Raw genomic sequence first — 19,328 nt, 5'->3', positions numbered from 1 at the left:
GGTTTCGACGACTCAGGAGTCGTCTGTGGCCAGCGCCAAATCGGCCAATTGTTGTAAGGCCTCACGATAGCGGTCGGCGGAATCCGCTCTGACCGTCGCGTGCGCGACCTTGCGGCCCTTGCGCGGTGCTTTGTCGTAGAGGTGCAGATGAGCGTCGGCGATGCCGAGCACTTGCGCGTCGCCGGCGACGCCGCCGATAAAATTCACCATGCCAGCGTGGCCTCTGGCGCGGGTCGAACCTAGCGGCAAATCCAGAATCGCCCGCAAATGATTTTCGAATTGACTGGTTTCCGCGCCTTCGATGGTCCAATGGCCTGAATTGTGTACCCGAGGGCGAACTCGTTCGCCAGCAATTCGTTGCCGACCGCAAATAACTCCAAGGCCACCACGCCGACGTAATCGAGTTTTTCCAGTAAGCGGGTCACGTAATCTTCGGCCAAGGTCTGCAATGGATCGTCGCTACGACATTCGGCGATACGCAGGATGCCGCCGCGATGCCGGTTTTCGGACAGCGGGTAAAACGCGATGTCGCCCGTCGGGCGGCGGGCGGCGATGATCGACACTTCGCGCTCGAAACCGACGAAGCCTTCGACGATGGAGGGTGCCTCCTGCATCGCCAACCAAGCAGTTTCGAGTTGTTCGGCCGAATGGATCAAGACTTGGCCCTTGCCGTCGTAACCCATGCGCCGACTCTTCAAAATCGCCGGGTAACCGATGTCGGCCACGGCCCTAACCAAATCGTCCAGGCAGTCCACGGGCGCGAACGGCGCTGTGCGCATGCCCAAATCCCGGAAAAATTTTTTTCCAGCAGCCTGTCCTGGGCGACGGCCAGCGCGCCGGCCGGCGGATAAACCGTGGTGTGACTGGATAGATATTCGGCGACGTGAGCCGGCACGTTCTCGAACTCGTAAGTGACGATGTCGGCTTTTTCGGCCAGTTGCGCCAGCAAGGCGGGGTCGTCGTAGGCGCCCAGCAAATGTTCGCTCAAGCCGCCGGCACCGGCGTTGGTGTCGGGATCGAGCACGACGAATTGCAAACCGAGCGGATAACCGGCCAGCGCGATCATCCGGGCGAGTTGGCCGCCACCCAAGATACCGATTTTCATCCGGCCACCTGTCTCGGGTCGGGCGTGGCGATCACGCTGTCGGTTTGTTGGCGGCGATAGGCGTCCAGCGCCGGCCGATACTGCGAGTGTTTGTTGCTGATAATCGCCGCAGCCAACAGTGCGGCATTAATTGCGCCGGCCTTGCCGATCGCCAAAGTGCCGACCGGAATGCCAGCCGGCATTTGTACGATGGACAATAGGGAGTCCATGCCGTTGAGTGCTTTGGATTGCACCGGTACCCCGAGTACCGGCAACGCGGTCTTCGCGGCTGTCATGCCCGGCAGGTGGGCGGCGCCGCCGGCGCCGGCGATGATGACTTCCAGGCCCTTGGCCTCGGCGGATTCGGCATACTGAAACAATTTGTCGGGCGTGCGATGGGCGGATACCACTTCGACCTCGTGTGGAATGTCCAGATGTTCCAGGGTTTGCGCGGCATGTTGCATGGTTTCCCAATCCGACGTGGAACCCATGATGATGCCTATCAATGCAGTCATGCAAAATCTCCGGTGCTTGCAATCAATCAAGGCGGGCGATTATCGCACAATCGAGCGTTTTTCCGTGTCGGCGAATTGCGGATTCCGGCGGCCTTAATGTTAAGATAGCGCCCCTCGTAAACCTGGAGCCTTGCGCCGAACATGGAAAATTCGCAAACCGTCATGCTGGAAGCCCGGGGATTAGCGTGTTCGCGTGACGATCGCCTACTGTTTTCCGGTTTGAGTTTCGAATTGGCGGCCGGGCAGGCCTTGCTGTTGGAGGGCGCCAACGGTTGCGGCAAGACTTCGCTATTGCGGATTCTTTGCGGTTTTCGCGAACCTGACGCCGGCGATATTTTTTGGACCGGCGAGCGTCTGGAAGACGGCGCCTACCATCGCGACATGGCCTACGTCGGCCACGCCGACGGTACCAAGAAGGAATTGACCGTGTTGGAAAACCTGCGTTTTGCGTTGGCGATGAAGGCCGATGGTGCCTATCGGATAGACGACGCCCTGACAAAAGTCCAACTGGCCGGTTTCGACGATAACCCGGTGCACACTTTGTCGGCCGGGCAAAAACGCCGTTTGTCGCTAGCGCGCTTGTTGATCACCGCCAATCGGTTGTGGATACTCGACGAGCCTTTTACGTCGCTAGATCGTCAGGGCATACGCTTAATCGAATCTCTGATCGCGGAACATGTCGCCGGCGGCGGCTTGGCGGTATTGACTTCGCACCACGATCTCAGGCTGCCCGACATCGAATTGAAAACCATCCATCTGCAAGCATGCCATTGATTCAAGCTTTCTGGGCCATCGTCCGCCGGGATTTGATGCTGGCCTTTCGACGCCGCGCCGAAATGGCCAATCCGTTAATGTTCTTTGTGTTGGTGGTGACCTTATTTCCGTTGGCGATCGGCGCCCAGCCGAATTTATTGCAAGCGGTGGCGCCTGGCGTGATTTGGGTCTCGGCGCTATTGGCAACCCTGCTGTCGCTGGACGGCTTGTTTCGCAGCGACTTCGAGGACGGCTCGCTGGAGCAAATGCTGATCAGTCCGCAACCGCTCTCGGTATTGGTGCTGGGCAAAATCGCCGCGCACTGGCTGGTTACCGGTTTGCCGTTGTTGCTGGTGGCGCCGTTGCTGGCGGTGTTTTTGGGCCTGCCGGAACGGGCGATGGGAACTTTGTGGCTGAGCTTGATCATAGCTACTCCATTATTGAGCCTAATCGGCGCGGTTGGCGTGGCTCTGACTGTCGGTTTGCGGCGCGGCGGCATGCTGTTGTCGTTGTTGGTGTTGCCGTTGTACGTGCCGGTGCTGATTTTTGCCAGCGGCGCGGTAGACCGGGCCGCCGGCGGTTTGCCGGTTTCGGCGCAATTGAATATTTTGTTGGCGATGTTGTTGGCGGCGCTCGTGTTAGTCCCGCTGCCGACCGCCGCCGCGTTAAAAATGAGTGTGAATTGAGTAATGTCCGTGATTCCCGTGCCGGTTAGCCGGTTTTTTCATCGAACCTCGTCGCCGCCGCATTTTTATGCGTTGGCCGACCGCTTCATTCCGTGGCTGACCGCGATCTTTCTGGTGTTGTTGGGTGCCGGCCTTTACGGCGGCTTGATACTGGCGCCCACCGATTACCAACAAGGCGAGAGTTACCGCATCATGTATATCCACGTGCCGGCCGCTTGGATGTCCTTATTCATCTATGTGTTGATGGCGGTCATGGGTGCCATCGCGCTGGTTTGGCGCATGAAATTGGCGGAAGTGATGTTGATCGGCAGCGCGCCGATTGGCGCCGGTTTTACCTTCGTGGCGTTGGTCACCGGCTCGTTGTGGGGCAAACCGATGTGGGGCACCTGGTGGGTTTGGGATGCGCGATTGACGTCGGAGTTGATCCTGCTGTTTCTTTATTTGGGCTTGATCGGCTTGTACGGCGCGATCGAAGACAAACGCAGCGCGGCCCGCGCCGTTTCGATCCTAGCCTTGGTCGGCGTCGTCAATATTCCGATCATTCATTATTCGGTGGAATGGTGGAATACCTTGCACCAACCGGCGACGGTCGGCAAGATGGGTAAACCGTCCATCCATGTTTCGATGTTGATTCCGCTGTTACTGATGGCGGTGGCTTTCAAGTTTTATTATCTGATTGCGGTGTTGCAAGCCGCCAAACTCGAATTGCTAAAGCGCGAGCCCAATTCGCAATGGGTTAGGGCCTTGATGGAGAAGCAATCATGACGTTGCAAAGCTTTTTGGAGATGGGCGGTTATGCCTGGTATGTCTGGCCGTCCTACGGCATTACCTTCTTGGTGTTGCTGATCAATGTGTTGTGGCCGATCGTGCAGCGCAAGCAGTTTTTCCGCCAGTTGTGGCTCAAGCAAAAGCGCGGTCAACAACGATGAAGCCGATTCGAAAACAACGCTTGCTGCTGATCGGTTTGATGTTGGCGGGACTGGGTTTGGCCGCCACTTTCGCGCTGAAAGCCTTCAACGAAAATCTGATGTATTTTTTCTCGACCTCGGACGTCAAGGCCGGCAAGGCTCCGGATAATGCCGCGTTTCGCTTGGGTGGCATGGTGGTCAAGGGCAGCGTCGAACGACCGGGCAAGGATTTGCTGGTGCGCTTCAAACTCAGCGATTTTAGCCAGGAAGTCGTCGTCGAATACAGCGGCATCTTGCCCGACCTGTTTCGGGAAGGGCAGGGCATCGTCGCCAAGGGCCGACTGGACCTGAATGGCGTATTCGTCGCCGAGGAAGTGTTGGCCAAGCACGACGAAAACTATATGCCGCCGGAAGTGGCCGGTAGCTTGAAAAAACCGGCGGGGCAACCATGATTCCGGAAATCGGCCATTTTTCATTGATACTGGCGCTGGGCATGGCGATCGTGTTGGGTCTGCTGCCGATTGTCGGCGCCGGCCGTAACATCGCCGGCTGGGTGCATGTCGCCAAACCGGCGGCCTTCGGGCAACTGCTGTTCATGGCATTGGCCTACGCTTGTCTGACTTATAGCTTTGTTGTGCACGATTTTAGCGTCGCCTACGTCGCGCAAAACTCCAATACCGCATTGCCGTTTTTGTACTTGATCTCCGGTGTGTGGGGCGCTCACGAAGGCTCGTTGTTGCTTTGGGCCTTGACCTTGGCGATTTGGACCGGCTTGGTCGCGGCTTTTAGCGCCAAGATTCCCGATACCACGCGCGCCAGGGTGTTGGGCGTGATGGGCTTGGTCAGCATCGGTTTTCTGTTGTTTCTATTGTTGACCTCCAATCCGTTCGACCGGTTGTTCCCGGCCCCGGCCGAAGGCCGCGACCTAAATCCGCTATTGCAGGACCCCGGCTTGGCGGTGCATCCGCCGATGTTGTACATGGGCTATGTCGGTTTCTCGGTGGCGTTCGCGTTTTCGATCGCCGCGTTGTTGGAGGGGCGATTGGACGCCGCCTGGGCGCGTTGGTCGAGGCCGTGGACTAACGTTGCCTGGATGTTTCTGACGCTGGGCATCACCTTGGGCAGTTGGTGGGCCTATTACGAGCTGGGGTGGGGAGGCTGGTGGTTTTGGGACCCGGTCGAGAATGCCTCCTTCATGCCCTGGCTGGTCGGTACCGCGCTGATTCACTCTTTGGCCGCCACCGAAAAACGCGGTGTGTTCAAAACCTGGACTGTGTTGTTGGCGATTTTCGCGTTTTCGTTGAGCTTGCTCGGTACCTTTTTGGTTCGGTCCGGAGTGTTGACCTCGGTGCATGCCTTTGCCAGCGATCCGGCGCGCGGGGTATTCATTTTGGTGTTTTTGGCGACCGTGGTGGGCGGTTCCTTACTGTTGTATGCGATCAAGGCCCCCAACGTGAAAAGCTCGGCGAGCTTCGATTGGGTGTCCCGGGAAACCGTGTTGTTGGTCAATAACGTGCTGTTGGTGGTGACCGCCGCCAGCATTCTGCTCGGCACCTTGTATCCGTTGGTGATAGACGCGCTCGGCTTGGGTAAGCTGTCGGTTGGTCCGCCGTATTTCAACGCGGTGTTCATTCCGCTGATGGCGCCGCTGGCATTGGTGGTCGGCTTGGGGGTTTTGCTGCGCTGGAAATCCGACGACTTCAAGAGCTTGACCGTTAAGCTGCGCGGCTTGGCGGCGGCATGTCTGCTATTGGCCGTTGCCGCCCCGCTGGCGATGCCGTTCTATTCCTGGGCGGCGGCAGTGGGCAGCGCCCTGGCGCTGTGGACCTTGGCGGTGTCGGGTGCCGCTTTCCAACACCGCATCCAAACCTGGTCCTGGGAGCGTTTGAAACAAATTCCGGCCGGTTTTTACGGCATGACGGTGGCCCATTTGGGTATCGCCGTATTCGCGATCGGCATCACCTATACCTCGGTGTACAGCATCGAACGCGACGTGCGTTTGGCGCCGGAAGAAACCCTGGATTTGTTCGGCTACGTGTTTCAGTTCCATGGGGTCAAACAGACTCAGGGTCCAAATTATCAAGCCGAGCAAGGCTTTCTGACCGTCAGCCATGAAGGCCAAATCGTCGCCGAATTGGCGCCGCAAAAGCGGGTTTATCGTGTCCAAAAAATGCCGATGACCGAAGCCGCAATCGATGCCGGCGCGTTTCGCGATCTGTTCGTCGCGTTGGGCGAGCCCTTGGACCAGCAGGGAGCCTGGAGTTTGCGGGTTTATTATAAGGCCTTCATCCGTTGGATTTGGATGGGCGGCGTGTTAATGGCAGTGGGCGGCTTATTGGCGGCCTGCGACCGTCGCTATCGCATGGCGGGTATCAAGACTCAGGAGAGCCGATGAAATACGTTTTACCGCTATTGCTGTTCATTGGCTTATCGGTATTTTTGGCGATCGGTTTGAAACTGAATCCTCGGGAAATTCCGTCGCCGCTGATCGACAAACCGGCACCGGCATTCAACTTGCCGGTATTGGCCGAGCCAAGTAAGACCCTGACTCCCAATGATTTGAAAGGCAAGGTTTGGTTGCTGAACGTTTGGGCGTCGTGGTGCATTTCCTGCCGCGAAGAACATCCGCTGCTGGTCGAGCTGGCCAAGCAAAACCGAGTCACGCTGATTGGATTAAATTACAAGGACGAAGCTCAGGCCGCCGAACTTTGGCTGGGCAAACACGGTAACCCTTATAACGCCAGCGTCATGGACAGCGACGGCCGCATCGGCATCGACTACGGCGTTTACGGTGTGCCGGAAACCTTCGTAATCGACAAGCGCGGCGTCGTGAGGCATAAACACACCGGACCGATTCAACCGGCCGATCTCGAACAAGTGTTATTGCCGATGATAGAACGTCTGGAAGGGGAGCCTTCATGAAACGCGCGGCCCTGCTGAGTCTGATGCTGATGGCCTCAACGACCTTCGCCGCCGTGGAGTATCGGGATTTTTCCCAACCCGAGCAAGAACAGGTCTATCAGACCTTGATTTCGGAATTACGCTGCCTGGTTTGCCAAAATCAAACTATCGCCGATTCCAACGCCGATTTGGCCAAGGATTTGCGCGAACAGGTTTATCAAATGCTGCGCCAGGGTAAATCCCGCGCCGATGTGGTCAATTTTATGACCGAGCGTTACGGCGATTTCGTGATGTACAAACCCGCTTTCAATCTTAAAACCGTATTGCTTTGGCTAGGGCCTGCGTTATTCTTGGGTGGTGGTTTGATCACGGTAATACTGGTGGCGCGCCGCAAGCGGACCGGGCGAGCAACCGAACTTGACGCCGCGCAAAAAGCCCGGCTGGAAAAACTATTGGGCGAGGGCGAAGACGCGTGACGACTGAATTCTGGCTTTGGATAGCCGCGCTTTGCGCCGTGGCGCTAGCGATTTTGCTGCCACCGTTGTTTCGAAGAGCGCCGATTTCATCGGCCGACGGCGCGCAGCGCAACACCGACATCGCTCGCCAACAACTGGCCGAACTCAAGCAACAATTGCAAAGCGGCGCGTTGTCGCCGACGCAGTACGAAGCCCAATACAATGATTTGCAGTTGTCCGTGCTCGACACCTTGGACGACCAAGGCCGGGGGACCGCGATTGGCTCTGCCGGTCGCTGGATTGCCGTGCCGATTGCAATATTGCTGCCGGTGGGCGGCTTGTTGTTGTACGGCATGCTCGGCGAACCCGAGGCGATGAAGAAGGCCGAATGGCAAGCAACCAATCAAAAGCTGGCCGACAACGTGCAGACCATGGTGCAGCGCTTGGTTGATCGCTTGCAACAACATCCGGACGATCTGGAAGGCTGGATGATGCTGGGCCGATCCTTCGTATACATGCAGGAGTATCAAAAAGCGGCCGAGGCCTTCGGCGAGCTTAATCGGCGCAAGCCGGGCGATCCGGCGGTGATGCTGCGCTACGCCGACGCCTTGTCGATGGCGCGCAACGGCCGTATGAGCGGCGAACCGGCCGACTTGGTCTTCAAGGCCCTGGAGCAAGTCCCGGAAGATCACACCGCGCTGTGGCTGGCCGGGATGGCCAAGGCGGAGTCCGGCGATTTTCGCGAGGCTATCGCTTATTGGCAAAAGCTTTCTAAATTATTGCCGGCCGATGACGAGGCTCAACAACAGTTGGCCAATATGATGCGGATGGCCGAAGCGGAAATGGTCAAAGCACCGCCTTCTAACGCAGCATCCGCGCCGAACGTCGAAATTTCGGTGCGCGCGTCATTGGCGAACGGCCGAACCGCGCCGGCGGATAGCACGGTATTTATCTACGCCCAAGCGGCCAACGGCCCAAAAATGCCGTTGGCCATCGTCCGCAAGCAGGTCGCCGACTTGCCGATTGACGTGGTGTTAAACGACAGCATGGCGATGCAACCGCAATTGCATTTGGCCGACTTTCCGAAATTGCGCATCGTTGCCAGAGTCTCCAAGTCCGGCAATGCGATGCCGGCCGCCGGCGACTTGATCGGCAGCGCCGAACTGAACTTGGCCGATGCCAACCGGCGGGTCAATGTCACCATCGACCAAGAAGTGAAGTAATGGATCAATCCATCCAATTCGACCTGGACCTGATTCACCGCTACGACAAATCCGGTCCGCGCTATACCTCGTACCCGACCGCGTTGGAATTGCACGAGGGCTTCGGCGAGGCGGAATATCTCAAGCATATCGAAAAATCCAATGCGGCCGGCGGGCCGCTATCGCTGTATTTCCACATCCCGTTCTGCGACACGGTATGTTTTTATTGCGCCTGTAACAAGATTGTGACCAAAAACCGGGCACATTCGGTACCGTATCTGGACAATCTGGTCCGGGAAATCGAAATGCAGGGCGACTTATTCGACGGGTCCCGTCCGGTCAACCAATTGCACTGGGGCGGCGGCACGCCGACCTTTTTGAATTTCGAACAAATGCAACGGTTGATGGACGCCACCCGCCAGCATTTTAATCTGCGTAGCGACGACGGCGGCGAATACTCGATCGAAGTCGATCCGCGCGAAACCAACGATAGAACCATCGCGCAGTTGCGAGAATTGGGTTTTAACCGCATTAGCCTGGGATTGCAGGATTTCGACCCTGCGGTCCAAGCCGCGGTCAACCGTTTGCAGAGCAAGGAACAGACCTTTGCGGTGCTGGAAGCGGCTCGGACGGAAGGGTTTCGTTCCACCAACATCGATTTGATCTACGGTTTGCCGTTGCAAACCGAGGCCAGCTTCGCGGATACCTTGGATCAAGTACTGGCTTACGCGCCGGACCGCTTCTCGATCTTCAATTACGCTCACATGCCCAGCCGCTTTAAAACCCAGCGGCAGATCAACGAAGCCGATTTACCGCCGCCATCGGTCAAGCTCGATATTTTGCAAATGATCGGCAGGAAACTAACCGACGCCGGTTACGTATACATCGGCATGGATCATTTCGCCAAGCCAGACGATTTGCTGGCGGTAGCGCAACGCGAAGGCAAGTTGTATCGAAACTTTCAAGGTTACTCGACCCACTCGGACTGCGATCTGATCGGATTCGGTATTACGTCAATCGGCCGGGTCGGCGATGCGTATATCCAGAACGTTAAGGAACTGGACCCATACGTCGCGCGGATTTCCCAAGGACGGCTAGCGGTGTTTCGCGGCGTCGAATTGGATGACGACGACAAGTTGCGGCGCGCCGTGATCACTCAGTTAATCTGCCACTTCGAATTGTCTTTCGCGGTTATCGAACGGGAATTCTCGATCCGCTTCGCCCATTATTTCGCGCCGGAATTGGAACATTTGCGGGTCATGCAAGGTGACGGGCTGTTGAGTCTCGACGACGCTGGCGTCCAGGTCTTGCCCGCCGGCCGCTTGTTGATTCGGAACATTTGCATGGTATTCGACAAGTACCTTGTCCAAAAACAACAGCAATTTTCCAGGGTAATTTAAGCGCCGCGTCGGGTTGAATCTCGGACTCCACGGCTTGTTTGTGTATGGGGATTTCCGCCGGTCTCGCCTTACCGACAGGGATAGGTGCAATGCAAAAGTTATCCCCGGCTACCCGACCCGTTACTAACTGCGGCAGGTGCCCGCTGACTGAGTTCGCCGCTAATTTTGCCAGCTAGACTTGGGTTTTCGGCTACGCTTGTAGGCCACATACCATTGTAAAAGGAGCTGGAGCGTATGTCGGCACAACCTCTATCGCTGCGTTTCACCGGAAACGGGAGCGAATATTTTCGAATCTGGATCGTCAATCTGTTGCTCAGTATCGTGACTTTGGGTATTTATTCGCCGTGGGCCAAGGTCAGGCGCAACCAGTATTTTTACCGGCATACCTTACTCGCCGACAGCGGCTTCGATTATCACGGCGACCCGAAGTCGATATTGAAGGGTCGAGTAATCACGGTGCTGCTGTTTGGTTCCTATTCTTTTTTCAGCCGTTTCGACCCGACCATCGCGGCCGTGATTTTTCTGGCGATTTTAGCGGTGCTGCCGTGGTTGCTGGTGCGGTCCTTGCGGTTTCGCTTGCATAACACCAGCTATAGGGGTTTGCGGTTCGGTTTTCACGGCCAGACGGGCCCCGCCTATTGGTATCTGTTGGGAGCACCTTTTTTAGGCGGCGCCACGCTGGGCTTGCTCTGGCCGTGGGCGCAACAGCGCATGACGGTTTACACCCGTGATCACAGCAGTTTCGGCTCTGCGCGCTTCAAGTTCGAAGCCACCGCCGGAGCGTTTTACAAAATCTATTTCTGGGTATTCTTGTTGGCGGTGCTGATGTTTGCCGGCGCGGCCGCGGCCATGACGCTGGTTCTGTCGTCCGGCACTTTTCCGCTGGAAGGCCAGAATCAGGCTGGCGTGATTGGCGGCGCGGCGGCAGTGTTGACGTATTTTGGCCTAGTGGTGATTGTCTATCCCTTCGTGTCGGCGCGGATGCAAAATTTAGTGTGGGGGCACACCCGGCTCGGTGCGCACCGCTTCACCGCGCGGGCCAGAGCGCGCGACTTGTTGTGGATCATGATCAGCAATGTGTTACTGATCGGCTTGTCGTTGGGGCTTTTCAAACCGTTCGCCGATATCCGCCTGGCTCACTATCGTCTCGAATGCACGAGTTTGTTACCGGGCGGCAGCCTTGCCGATTTCGTCGGCGGACTGCAAAGCCAGGCCGGCGCGGCTGGCGAGGAAATCGCCGATATTTTCGATTTCGATATCGCGTTGTGAAGACGGTCGCCGGCATTTATTTCGACGGCCGGCAGGCGATAGCCCATCGGGTCGTTCTCAGCGTCGAAGCCGGCCGCTTGCAATTGCGAGGCGAAACTGTAAATCGCGACGCGCCGCTGGCCGCGCTAACGATACCGGCACCGCTCGGCCGTTCGCCGCGTTTGATTCTATTCTCCGACGGAGCCCGCTGCGAAGTGGCGGATTCGGTCGGTTTCGCCGACTTGCTGCCGGAGCGGGCCGACGGTTGGTTATCAACCTTGGAAAGTCATATCGTCGCGGCAATAACCGCCGTATTGTTATTACTGGGATTGGCGATTGCCGGCTATCGTTGGGGCTTGCCTTATGCGGCCAAGACAGTCGCGGAAAGGTTGCCGGCCGAGATGTTGACGGAAATGGACCATCAGTTGTTCGCCAGCCTCGACCAACATTGGTTGCAGCCCAGCGGCGTGCCGGAATCGCGCCGCGCCGACATCCAGGCGAAAGTATTTAGTTTGGCGCCGCATGCCGAGGTTCGGCTGGCGTTCCGCGCCAGCCGTCAGCTTGGCGCCAACGCCTTTGCGCTGCCCGGAGGAACGGTGTTGGTGCTGGACGATTTGGTCGACCTTACAGCCAACGACGACGAGATCGTGGCGGTGCTGGCGCACGAATTCGGCCATGTTCGCGAGAAGCACGCCTTGCGGCAGATGTTACAAGCCACCGTGGTTGGCTTGGCATTGGCGGCCTATCTGGGCGACATCAGTAGTCTATTGGCGGCGGCTCCCGCGGTATTGCTGGAGACCGGATATTCGCGCGATTTCGAGCGTTCCGCCGACCGCTATGCCGCCGATTTGCTGATTGGCCATCACCAATCGCCGACCTTGTTGGCCGATATGCTAGACAAGTTGGACGCTTACTGGCGAGAAAGAGACCGCCTGCAACTTGGTGATCGAATGGGGGAGTTCGGCGAATATTGGTCCACGCATCCCGACAATGCCGAGCGCATCGCTTTTTTGCGGGGGCAGCGCTAGCGAAGCGAATTGGGTTAAAGCCGCTAAGCACGTGATCGCTTGATTTGCATCGGCAAGCGCCCGGTTAGTGTTTAGTCTGGTAAAAGCATGTCGTGGCTCGTGTTCAGCGAAATCGTCGTTCGTTTGACGTCGAAGGCGTTCTATCCGGACTTTGTGCATCGGTGCTGAAGCACGGTGTCTCAATCGGAATTTATATGGTCGTCGGGCCGCTATCTCGTGATCGGTTGTTTGTAGGTCGACTAACCACTCGATCAAGCCCATGCACCAAAATGCAGCGCGATCTCGATTAGCTTGGTGCGGCCGCTCGCTTTAGAGAGCGGCATTCTGCCAGTATCGGCTAGCGATCGGTTCACCAACGATGTCGGCATAGTACGCCGAAACATGAAGACACTATTTTCAAAGGTCTGGCGACGCCGAGATCGGCCATGATTTGGCCGTCTCGGCTCCGGTAGTCGCGCGATGGCTACAAGCCGGCCGAAGCCCCGCCAGTTTGTGCCACCGGCGCGTATGCCGCGGGCCGTCGTAGCCCCCTAGGAGTCTGCCAGGACTGCGGTTTCCAATCTATAGGCGCACAGTACCCTCAGTCGTCGCCTCGGCTAAAGGCCCCTTAGGCTGCAATTGGTGCGAGTTTTGCTTTCTGATCTGCAGGACGCTAAGATCGGCCTTGGGTTTCAGCGGGTTTGTTGCCCGGTCTGTGCTGACTGCCCGATGTTTGAAATTGATATGATAAACCACGGATTATGCCAAACATGCAATGCTCGACCAGATCCTAAGCAAAATCCGCCTGGAAGGCGATCATGCGCTCGGTCATCACCAGAATGTCGAGTTAAGTAGTGCTTTTCAGGCGATTGTCAGTTTGCCGCACCAGCGCGCGGTAGGTTACGAGGCGTTAATCCGGGGCAGGGCGCTCGACGGAAGTGTGGTGGCGCCTCCGCAATTGTTCGAGAGTGCAAAGTCCTTGCAGGATTTGGTTTATCTGGACCGTTTATGTAGAGCCCTGCATTTGCAGAATTTTAAGCGGGCGGATTCCCGCGACAACTGGTTGTTTCTGAATATTGCGCCCGAAGTCATCGTACACGGCTGGCGTTTCGGTATTTTCTTCGCGGAGTTGCTGAAACTGATAGAAATTCGGCCCGAGCGGGTCGTGATCGAAATCATGGAAAGTCCGTTGTTGGAAGAGCGGCAATTGAATCGGTCGGTCGATTTTTACCGCGAGTTGGGCTGTTTGATTGCGATTGACGATTTCGGCGCGGGACATTCCAATTTTCAGCGGATCTGGCGCATAAAACCACATATCGTTAAGTTGGACCAGTCGATCGTCCGCCATGCGGTAAATAACCCGGTCGCGCGGCGCATGCTGCCCAATATCGTCGCCACGCTGCACGAAGCCGGAAGTCTGGTGTTGATCGAAGGTGTCGAAACGCATGAGGAAGCGATGATCGCGATGCATGCGAATATCGATTTGGTACAAGGCTATTATTTCGGCACCCCGCGCATGGGGGTGCAAGACGCCGAAGAAGCGCGCCCGGTGGTTGCTGAATTATTCGGCCAGTACGCGCTCGATATTGCCAAGCGGAGCGGTCGCTCGCGTTATCCGCATCATATTCAAGCGATGCTGGTGGCTAAACAGGCTCTACAAACCGGTGCCGAAGACCTCGAGAGTCTTGATTGCATTCGCCAATTGTTGGCGCTACCGGGCGCCGATCGCTGTTACTTGTTGGGCAGCGACGGCGTGCAGATCGGCGGTAGCGTGCTTGCCGATCACCGCTACGGAACAGCCTCAGGCCGGTTCGCGCCGTTGGCGGCCGGGAATCGGGCGAGTTGGCTACGCCGACCGTATCTTTTACGAGCCTTGCAAGGTTCCGAGGACGTGCATTTGACCCGGCCCTATTTGTCGGTGGCAACCGGACGCTTGTGCGTGACCTTGTCGGTGGCCTATCCGTTCGGCGGATCGCCGCGAATTCTTTGTTACGATCTCGATCACGAAACCCTGGAGGCTGCACCGATCGACGATGCCATGGTTATCGAATCGGCCGCTGCACTTTGAGTCTCGGCGGTTTCGCGTCGTTAATCGAAACTGTGTATGATTGTTTATCCCTTAAATATTGAGTCAGGAGAGTTTGAATGCATAACGTCACGTTGATCAAAGGCGATGGTATCGGTCCCTCGATCATGGAAGCGGCCGTCGCGGTGATTAACGCCGCCGGCGCGAAAATCCATTGGCACGAGGCCGATGCCGGCATGTCGGCCTACGAACGTACCGGTACGCCCCTGCCCGACGCAACGATGGAATCCATAGCGCAAACCAGGGTGGCCTTCAAAGGTCCGTTGACGACGATGGTCGGCGAGGGCTTTCGCAGCATTAACGTCGAATTGCGCAAGCAATACGATCTTTACGCCAACGTGCGACCGGCCAAAAGTTGGCATGGCGTTAAAACCCGCTACGACGATGTCGATATCGTCATCGTGCGGGAAAATACCGAAGGCTTGTACGTGGGCCTGGAGCATTATCTGACACCGGCCAAGGATATTGCCGAAAGCTTGGCCGTCGTGACCAAAGCGGGGTCCGAGCGCATTGCCGAATATGCCTTCAAATACGCGATCGACAACCATCGCAAGAAGGTCACGGTTTGTCACAAGGCCAATATTTTGAAATTCACCCAAGGCTTATTCTTGAAAACCGCTCGCGAAGTGGCGGCCAAGTATCCCAATATAGAATTCGACGAAAAAATCGTCGATGCGGCCTGCATGCACATGGTCATGAAACCCGAACAGTTCGATGTGGTGGTGACCACCAACATGTTCGGCGACATCCTGTCCGATTTAACCGCCGGTTTGGTGGGTGGTTTGGGGCTCATTCCCGGCGCCAATATCGGCGAGGACGCAGCCCTGTTCGAAGCCGTGCATGGTAGCGCGCCGGACATCGCCGGCAAAAATATCGCCAACCCGACTGCCGTGATGATGGGCGGCGTGATGATGCTGAATCACTTGGGGGAACATGATGCAGCGATCCGCATGCAAAACGCCATTGAAAAAGTCGTGAACGGCGGCGTCTATGTAACCCCGGATTTGAACCCGGGCAGCAAATACGGCACCAAGGAAATGGGGCAGGCCATTGTCGATGCGATGGAGTGATTAATCGGCGACGGAGGCGGATATGAGCGCGCAATCTGAATTTGATAAACCGTGGATGTCCGTTGAGGACTATCTTGCGGCGGAATTGCTCAGCGACACCAAGCATGAGTATGACGACGGGGAAGTCGTGGCAATGTCGTGCGTCAGCAAGAATCACGATAGGATTAAGATGAACTTGTCACGTAACTTCGGCAACCATTTGCAGGACCAACCCTGCGAGCCGTTTAGCTCCGATGTCAAAGTCAAGATCGGCCAGTATTTGTTCTACCCCGATGCGATGGTGGTTTGCGAGGATACCTCGACCCACGACTATTACGCCGAGACTCCGGTATTGGTCGTCGAGGTGTTATCCAAATCCACCCGCCGCCGCGACGAAACCATCAAACGCCGCCTATATCAAACCATTCCGACTTTGCAGGAATACGTGCTGATCGAGCAAGACATCGTCGATGTCGAAGTTTGTCGGCGTAGCGAAGGTTGGGTCTCCAATCACTATTTTCTCGGCGACGACATGCCTTTCGAATCGATTGGCTTGAACCTCGGCGTCGCCGAAATCTATGCCCGAGTCGACAACGACGACATGCGGACCTTCATCGCCGTGCAAACGCTGGCTCAAGAAAATGCCAACGCCAACGCATCCCAAGCCTAATTTTTTTACCGGAAATCATCATGCTAGAACAATACCGAAAACACGTAGCCGAACGTGCCGCTGAGGGCATCGTTCCCAAACCCTTGGATGCCGAGCAAGTCGCGGCCTTGGTCGAATTATTGAAGCAGCCGCCGGCTGGCGAAGAAGCGTTTTTGCTGGATTTGCTGGCCAACCGCATTCCCGCCGGCGTCGACGAAGCCGCTTATGTCAAAGCCGGTTTCCTGACTGCCGTCGCTAAGGGCGGGGCGACTTCGCCGTTGTTGACGCCCGAAAAAGCCACCGAGTTGCTCGGTACCATGCTCGGCGGCTACAACGTCGCGCCGTTGATCGAATTGCTGGACAACGCCGCGTTGGCACCGATTGCCGCGAAAGCCTTGTCGCAAATCCTGCTGATCTTCGATGCCTTCCACGATGTGCAAGAAAAAGCCGAAGCCGGCAACGCTTACGCCAAGCAAGTGCTGCAATCCTGGGCCGATGCCGAATGGTTTACTGCTAAACCGGAAGTGCCGGAAAAACTGACCGTCACCGTGTTCAAAGTCACCGGCGAAACCAATACCGACGATCTGTCGCCGGCGCCGGACGCCTGGTCGCGGCCGGATATTCCCTTGCACGCTAAAGCCATGCTGAAAATGCCGCGCGATGGCATCACCAACGCCGAACAGCAAATTACCGAGCTAAAAGCCAAGGGCTTTCCGGTGGCCTATGTCGGCGACGTGGTCGGCACCGGCTCGTCACGTAAATCCGCGACTAACTCAGTGCTGTGGTTCATGGGTGACGACATTCCGTTCATTCCTAATAAGCGTGGCTGCGGCGTTTGTATCGGCGGTAAGATTGCCCCCATTTTTTTCAACACCATGGAAGATTCCGGGGCATTGCCGATCGAATGCGATGTGACTGGCATGGCGATGGGCGATATGATCGATATTTTTCCTTATCAAGGTGTCGTCAAACGCCACGGCAGCGAAGAAATCATCTGCGAATTTGCGTTAAAAACCGAAGTGATTTTCGACGAAGTCCGTGCCGGCGGTCGTATTCCGTTAATCATCGGTCGCGGTTTGACCGATAAGGCCCGACTAGCCTTGGGCTTGCCGGCTTCAACCGTGTTCCGCCGCTTAGGAGAAGCTACGGACACCGGCAAAGGCTACACGCTGGCGCAAAAAATAGTGGGCAAGGCTTGCGGTGTGGTCGGTGTCAGACCCGGCAGTTACTGCGAACCGAAAATGACCACTGTCGGTTCGCAAGACACCACCGGACCAATGACCCGCGACGAATTGAAAGACCTGGCGTGTTTAGGTTTTTCGGCGGACTTGGTGATGCAGTCCTTCTGCCACACGGCCGCTTATCCGAAACCGGTCGATGTGCAAATGCAGCATACCTTGCCGGACTTTATCATGACCCGTGGTGGGGTATCGCTGCGTCCCGGTGACGGCGTGATTCACTCCTGGCTGAACCGGATGCTGTTGCCCGATACCGTCGGCACGGGCGGTGATTCGCACACTCGATTCCCGATTGGTATCTCGTTTCCGCGGGTTCCGGTTTGGTGGCGTTTGCGGCTGCGACCGGCGTGATGCCTCTGGATATGCCGGAATCGGTGTTAGTGCGCTTCAAAGGCCAGATGCAACCCGGCATTACCTTGCGAGATTTAGTCAACGCGATTCCGTATGCGGCTCTGAAAAGCGGCTCGCTGACCGTGGCCAAACAGGGCAAGAAAAACGTATTTTCCGGCCGAATCCTGGAAATCGAAGGCTTGCCGGATTTGAAAGTCGAGCAAGCATTCGAGTTGTCCGACGCGTCAGCCGAACGTTCTGCCGGCGGTTGCACCATCAAGCTCAATGAAGCGCCGATTCGCGAATATCTGAACTCCAATATCACCTTGCTGAAGTGGATGATTGCCGAAGGTTACGGCGATGTACGGACTATCCAACGCCGGATTAAAGCCATGCAGGATTGGTTGGCGAACCCGGTATTGATGGAAGCCGACGAGGACGCCGAATATGCGGAAATTATCGAAATCGATTTGAACGAAATCACCGAGCCGCTATTGGCGTGCCCGAACGATCCGGACGACATCAAACCCTTGTCGGAAGTGGCTGGGACCAAAATCGATGAAGTCTTCATTGGCTCCTGCATGACCAACATCGGTCATTTCCGCGCTGCCGGTAAATTGCTGGAAAAAGCCGGGGCCTTGCCCACGCGCTTATGGGTGGCGCCGCCGACTAAGATGGATCAAAACCAGTTAGTGGAGGAGGGCTATTACGGTACTTTCGGCAAAGTCGGCGCGCGCACTGAAATGCCGGGTTGCTCGTTATGCATGGGCAACCAGGCGAGGGTGGCGGAAGGCTCGACTGTCGTTTCAACTTCGACGCGTAATTTCCCCAATCGTTTGGGGAATGGCGCCAATGTCTATTTGTCTTCGGCGGAATTGGCGGCGGTGTGTTCTTTATTGGGGAAAATCCCGACGCCGGAGGAATACATGCAATATGCGACGTTGATCGACCAAAGCAGCGCCGATACTTATCGGTATCTGAACTTCAATCAAATCGACAGCTATCAAACGAAGGCGGATCAAGTCGCCTAATGGCATTTTCTAAGCGGCGGGGTTATGCCTCATCGCGCCGGTTGTTCGCCGCGAAACCGAGCGGGTAACCGGCCTCAAACACGTCGGGTTGAGCCCGAGGCGACCGGATGAAGCCTCGTGTGTCAGGCCCGCGCATTTTCGACAAACCCTGCTAGGATTATCGGCTGGGTCGTCGCGCGCGGTGGGGGCAAGATTGGAAGAAGATATAACAGCTGAATTGTCGGTGCTGGAGAGCCATTTGGATGGCATGCTGAATCGCGTTCAACATAACAGTCTGACTCTGAAGCGCCTGCAGGCTTTCGAAATGCGTTTGTTGGCGCTGAACACCCTGGCGGAGATGATTGAATTCATCATAGACGAGACCCGCTTGTTTTTTAATCTCGATGCGGTTTGCTTGTCCTTGATCGACGCCCAAGGCGAAATTGCCAGTTGTCTCGAGGCAGATCACTATGCGTTTCGCGAGCGGCCCGATTTGGTGCTGTTGGAGCAAGACGGGGTATTTCTACAAAGTTTCGGTACGGCCGGCCAGCCATTGGTGGGTATCCATCGCGATGAGCGCTGGAGCCGCTTCTTTCCAGGCGTCGAGAAACAGCCGGCTTCGGTTGTGATCATCCCGCTAATCCGCCGCGGCAAAATTCTGGGTTCATTAAATTTGGGCAGTCACCAGCGCGACCGTTTTATCAACGGCATGGCGACCGATTTTATCGAGCACATTGCATCCGTGATCGGGATTTGTCTCGAAAACAACTTGAATGTCGAGACAATGCGTCGCACCAGCCTGATAGA

Annotated in this window: 19 protein-coding genes and 2 pseudogenes; 17 read left to right on the top strand and 4 right to left on the bottom strand. The window is 56.6% G+C overall.

Translation table 11 applies throughout. The features are described 5' to 3' along the window. Nucleotides 1-12 precede the first annotated feature (12 nt). From ACP4CD_RS05435 to purE, 4 genes are read right to left on the bottom strand one after another with little or no spacing between them, the layout of a single operon-like run. Nucleotides 13-210 (bottom strand): hypothetical protein, encoded by a 198-nt coding sequence (locus ACP4CD_RS05435; protein WP_426993854.1) that lies wholly within the window; start codon nucleotides 208-210, stop codon nucleotides 13-15. A gap of 29 nt (nucleotides 211-239) precedes the next feature. Continuing rightward, nucleotides 240-779, bottom strand: a complete 540-nt coding sequence (locus tag ACP4CD_RS05430) for an ATP-grasp domain-containing protein (protein WP_426993853.1) — start codon at nucleotides 777-779, stop codon at nucleotides 240-242. After that, nucleotides 695-1,105, bottom strand: coding sequence for a hypothetical protein (locus tag ACP4CD_RS05425; protein WP_426993852.1), 411 nt, complete (start codon nucleotides 1,103-1,105; stop codon nucleotides 695-697). Before ACP4CD_RS05425 ends, ACP4CD_RS05430 begins: the two co-directional genes overlap by 85 nt. After that, a complete protein-coding gene (purE, locus tag ACP4CD_RS05420) occupies nucleotides 1,102-1,599 on the bottom strand; it encodes a 5-(carboxyamino)imidazole ribonucleotide mutase (RefSeq protein WP_064031661.1) in 498 nt (165 codons plus the stop codon). Before purE ends, ACP4CD_RS05425 begins: the two co-directional genes overlap by 4 nt. A gap of 141 nt (nucleotides 1,600-1,740) precedes the next feature. Here purE and ccmA point away from each other — a divergent pair, with 141 nt between their 5' ends. From ccmA to ACP4CD_RS05335, 17 genes and pseudogenes are all read left to right on the top strand, one after another. Then, nucleotides 1,741-2,373 (top strand): cytochrome c biogenesis heme-transporting ATPase CcmA, encoded by a 633-nt coding sequence (gene ccmA, locus ACP4CD_RS05415; protein ID WP_426993851.1) that lies wholly within the window; start codon nucleotides 1,741-1,743, stop codon nucleotides 2,371-2,373. Then, on the top strand, nucleotides 2,364-3,038 hold the full coding sequence (gene ccmB, locus ACP4CD_RS05410; protein WP_071156953.1) for a heme exporter protein CcmB: 675 nt from the start codon (nucleotides 2,364-2,366) through the stop codon (nucleotides 3,036-3,038). Before ccmA ends, ccmB begins: the two co-directional genes overlap by 10 nt. A 3-nt stretch (nucleotides 3,039-3,041) precedes the next feature. Then, nucleotides 3,042-3,803, top strand: a complete 762-nt coding sequence (locus ACP4CD_RS05405) for a heme ABC transporter permease (RefSeq protein ID WP_426993850.1) — start codon at nucleotides 3,042-3,044, stop codon at nucleotides 3,801-3,803. After that, entirely contained in the window at nucleotides 3,800-3,967 is a 168-nt protein-coding gene (gene ccmD, locus ACP4CD_RS05400; protein ID WP_064031657.1) for a heme exporter protein CcmD, read from the top strand. Before ACP4CD_RS05405 ends, ccmD begins: the two co-directional genes overlap by 4 nt. Further along, on the top strand, nucleotides 3,964-4,398 hold the full coding sequence (ccmE, locus tag ACP4CD_RS05395) for a cytochrome c maturation protein CcmE (protein ID WP_064031656.1): 435 nt from the start codon (nucleotides 3,964-3,966) through the stop codon (nucleotides 4,396-4,398). The genes ccmD and ccmE overlap by 4 nt, the downstream gene beginning before the upstream one ends. Then, nucleotides 4,395-6,341, top strand: a complete 1,947-nt coding sequence (locus ACP4CD_RS05390; protein ID WP_426993849.1) for a heme lyase CcmF/NrfE family subunit — start codon at nucleotides 4,395-4,397, stop codon at nucleotides 6,339-6,341. The genes ccmE and ACP4CD_RS05390 overlap by 4 nt, the downstream gene beginning before the upstream one ends. After that, complete coding sequence (locus ACP4CD_RS05385; protein ID WP_064031654.1) at nucleotides 6,338-6,868, top strand: DsbE family thiol:disulfide interchange protein; 531 nt, start codon at nucleotides 6,338-6,340, stop codon at nucleotides 6,866-6,868. Before ACP4CD_RS05390 ends, ACP4CD_RS05385 begins: the two co-directional genes overlap by 4 nt. Then, a complete protein-coding gene (locus ACP4CD_RS05380; protein WP_064031653.1) occupies nucleotides 6,865-7,323 on the top strand; it encodes a cytochrome c-type biogenesis protein in 459 nt (152 codons plus the stop codon). Before ACP4CD_RS05385 ends, ACP4CD_RS05380 begins: the two co-directional genes overlap by 4 nt. Next, nucleotides 7,320-8,525: a c-type cytochrome biogenesis protein CcmI gene (gene ccmI, locus ACP4CD_RS05375; protein ID WP_426993848.1), complete on the top strand. Its 1,206-nt coding sequence runs from the start codon at nucleotides 7,320-7,322 to the stop codon at nucleotides 8,523-8,525. The genes ACP4CD_RS05380 and ccmI overlap by 4 nt, the downstream gene beginning before the upstream one ends. Then, complete coding sequence (gene hemN, locus ACP4CD_RS05370) at nucleotides 8,525-9,904, top strand: oxygen-independent coproporphyrinogen III oxidase (RefSeq protein WP_426993847.1); 1,380 nt, start codon at nucleotides 8,525-8,527, stop codon at nucleotides 9,902-9,904. The genes ccmI and hemN overlap by 1 nt, the downstream gene beginning before the upstream one ends. Before the next feature lie 234 nt (nucleotides 9,905-10,138). Beyond that, nucleotides 10,139-11,173 carry a YjgN family protein gene (locus ACP4CD_RS05365; protein ID WP_426993846.1) on the top strand — a complete coding sequence of 345 codons (1,035 nt, stop codon included), beginning with the start codon at nucleotides 10,139-10,141 and terminating at the stop codon, nucleotides 11,171-11,173. Next, on the top strand, nucleotides 11,170-12,180 hold the full coding sequence (locus ACP4CD_RS05360; RefSeq protein WP_426993845.1) for a M48 family metallopeptidase: 1,011 nt from the start codon (nucleotides 11,170-11,172) through the stop codon (nucleotides 12,178-12,180). The genes ACP4CD_RS05365 and ACP4CD_RS05360 overlap by 4 nt, the downstream gene beginning before the upstream one ends. A 754-nt stretch (nucleotides 12,181-12,934) precedes the next feature. Continuing rightward, nucleotides 12,935-14,227 (top strand): sensor domain-containing phosphodiesterase, encoded by a 1,293-nt coding sequence (locus ACP4CD_RS05355; protein WP_426993844.1) that lies wholly within the window; start codon nucleotides 12,935-12,937, stop codon nucleotides 14,225-14,227. A gap of 77 nt (nucleotides 14,228-14,304) precedes the next feature. After that, nucleotides 14,305-15,315 carry an isocitrate/isopropylmalate dehydrogenase family protein gene (locus ACP4CD_RS05350; protein ID WP_426993843.1) on the top strand — a complete coding sequence of 337 codons (1,011 nt, stop codon included), beginning with the start codon at nucleotides 14,305-14,307 and terminating at the stop codon, nucleotides 15,313-15,315. Between the two features lie 22 nt (nucleotides 15,316-15,337). Beyond that, a complete protein-coding gene (locus ACP4CD_RS05345) occupies nucleotides 15,338-15,964 on the top strand; it encodes a Uma2 family endonuclease (protein WP_426993842.1) in 627 nt (208 codons plus the stop codon). 20 nt (nucleotides 15,965-15,984) lie between these two features. Next, nucleotides 15,985-18,542: pseudogene (gene acnB, locus ACP4CD_RS05340) on the top strand (bifunctional aconitate hydratase 2/2-methylisocitrate dehydratase). A 247-nt stretch (nucleotides 18,543-18,789) separates the two neighbouring features. Next, nucleotides 18,790-19,224, top strand: a pseudogene (locus ACP4CD_RS05335) (GAF domain-containing protein); the annotation flags it as partial. Between the last annotated feature and the right edge of the window lie 104 nt (nucleotides 19,225-19,328).

The sequence above is a fragment of the Methylomonas stagni genome, assembly GCF_050154735.1.
GTDB lineage: Bacteria > Pseudomonadota > Gammaproteobacteria > Methylococcales > Methylomonadaceae > Methylomonas > Methylomonas koyamae_A.
This window is presented reverse-complemented; position numbering and strand designations above follow the sequence as displayed.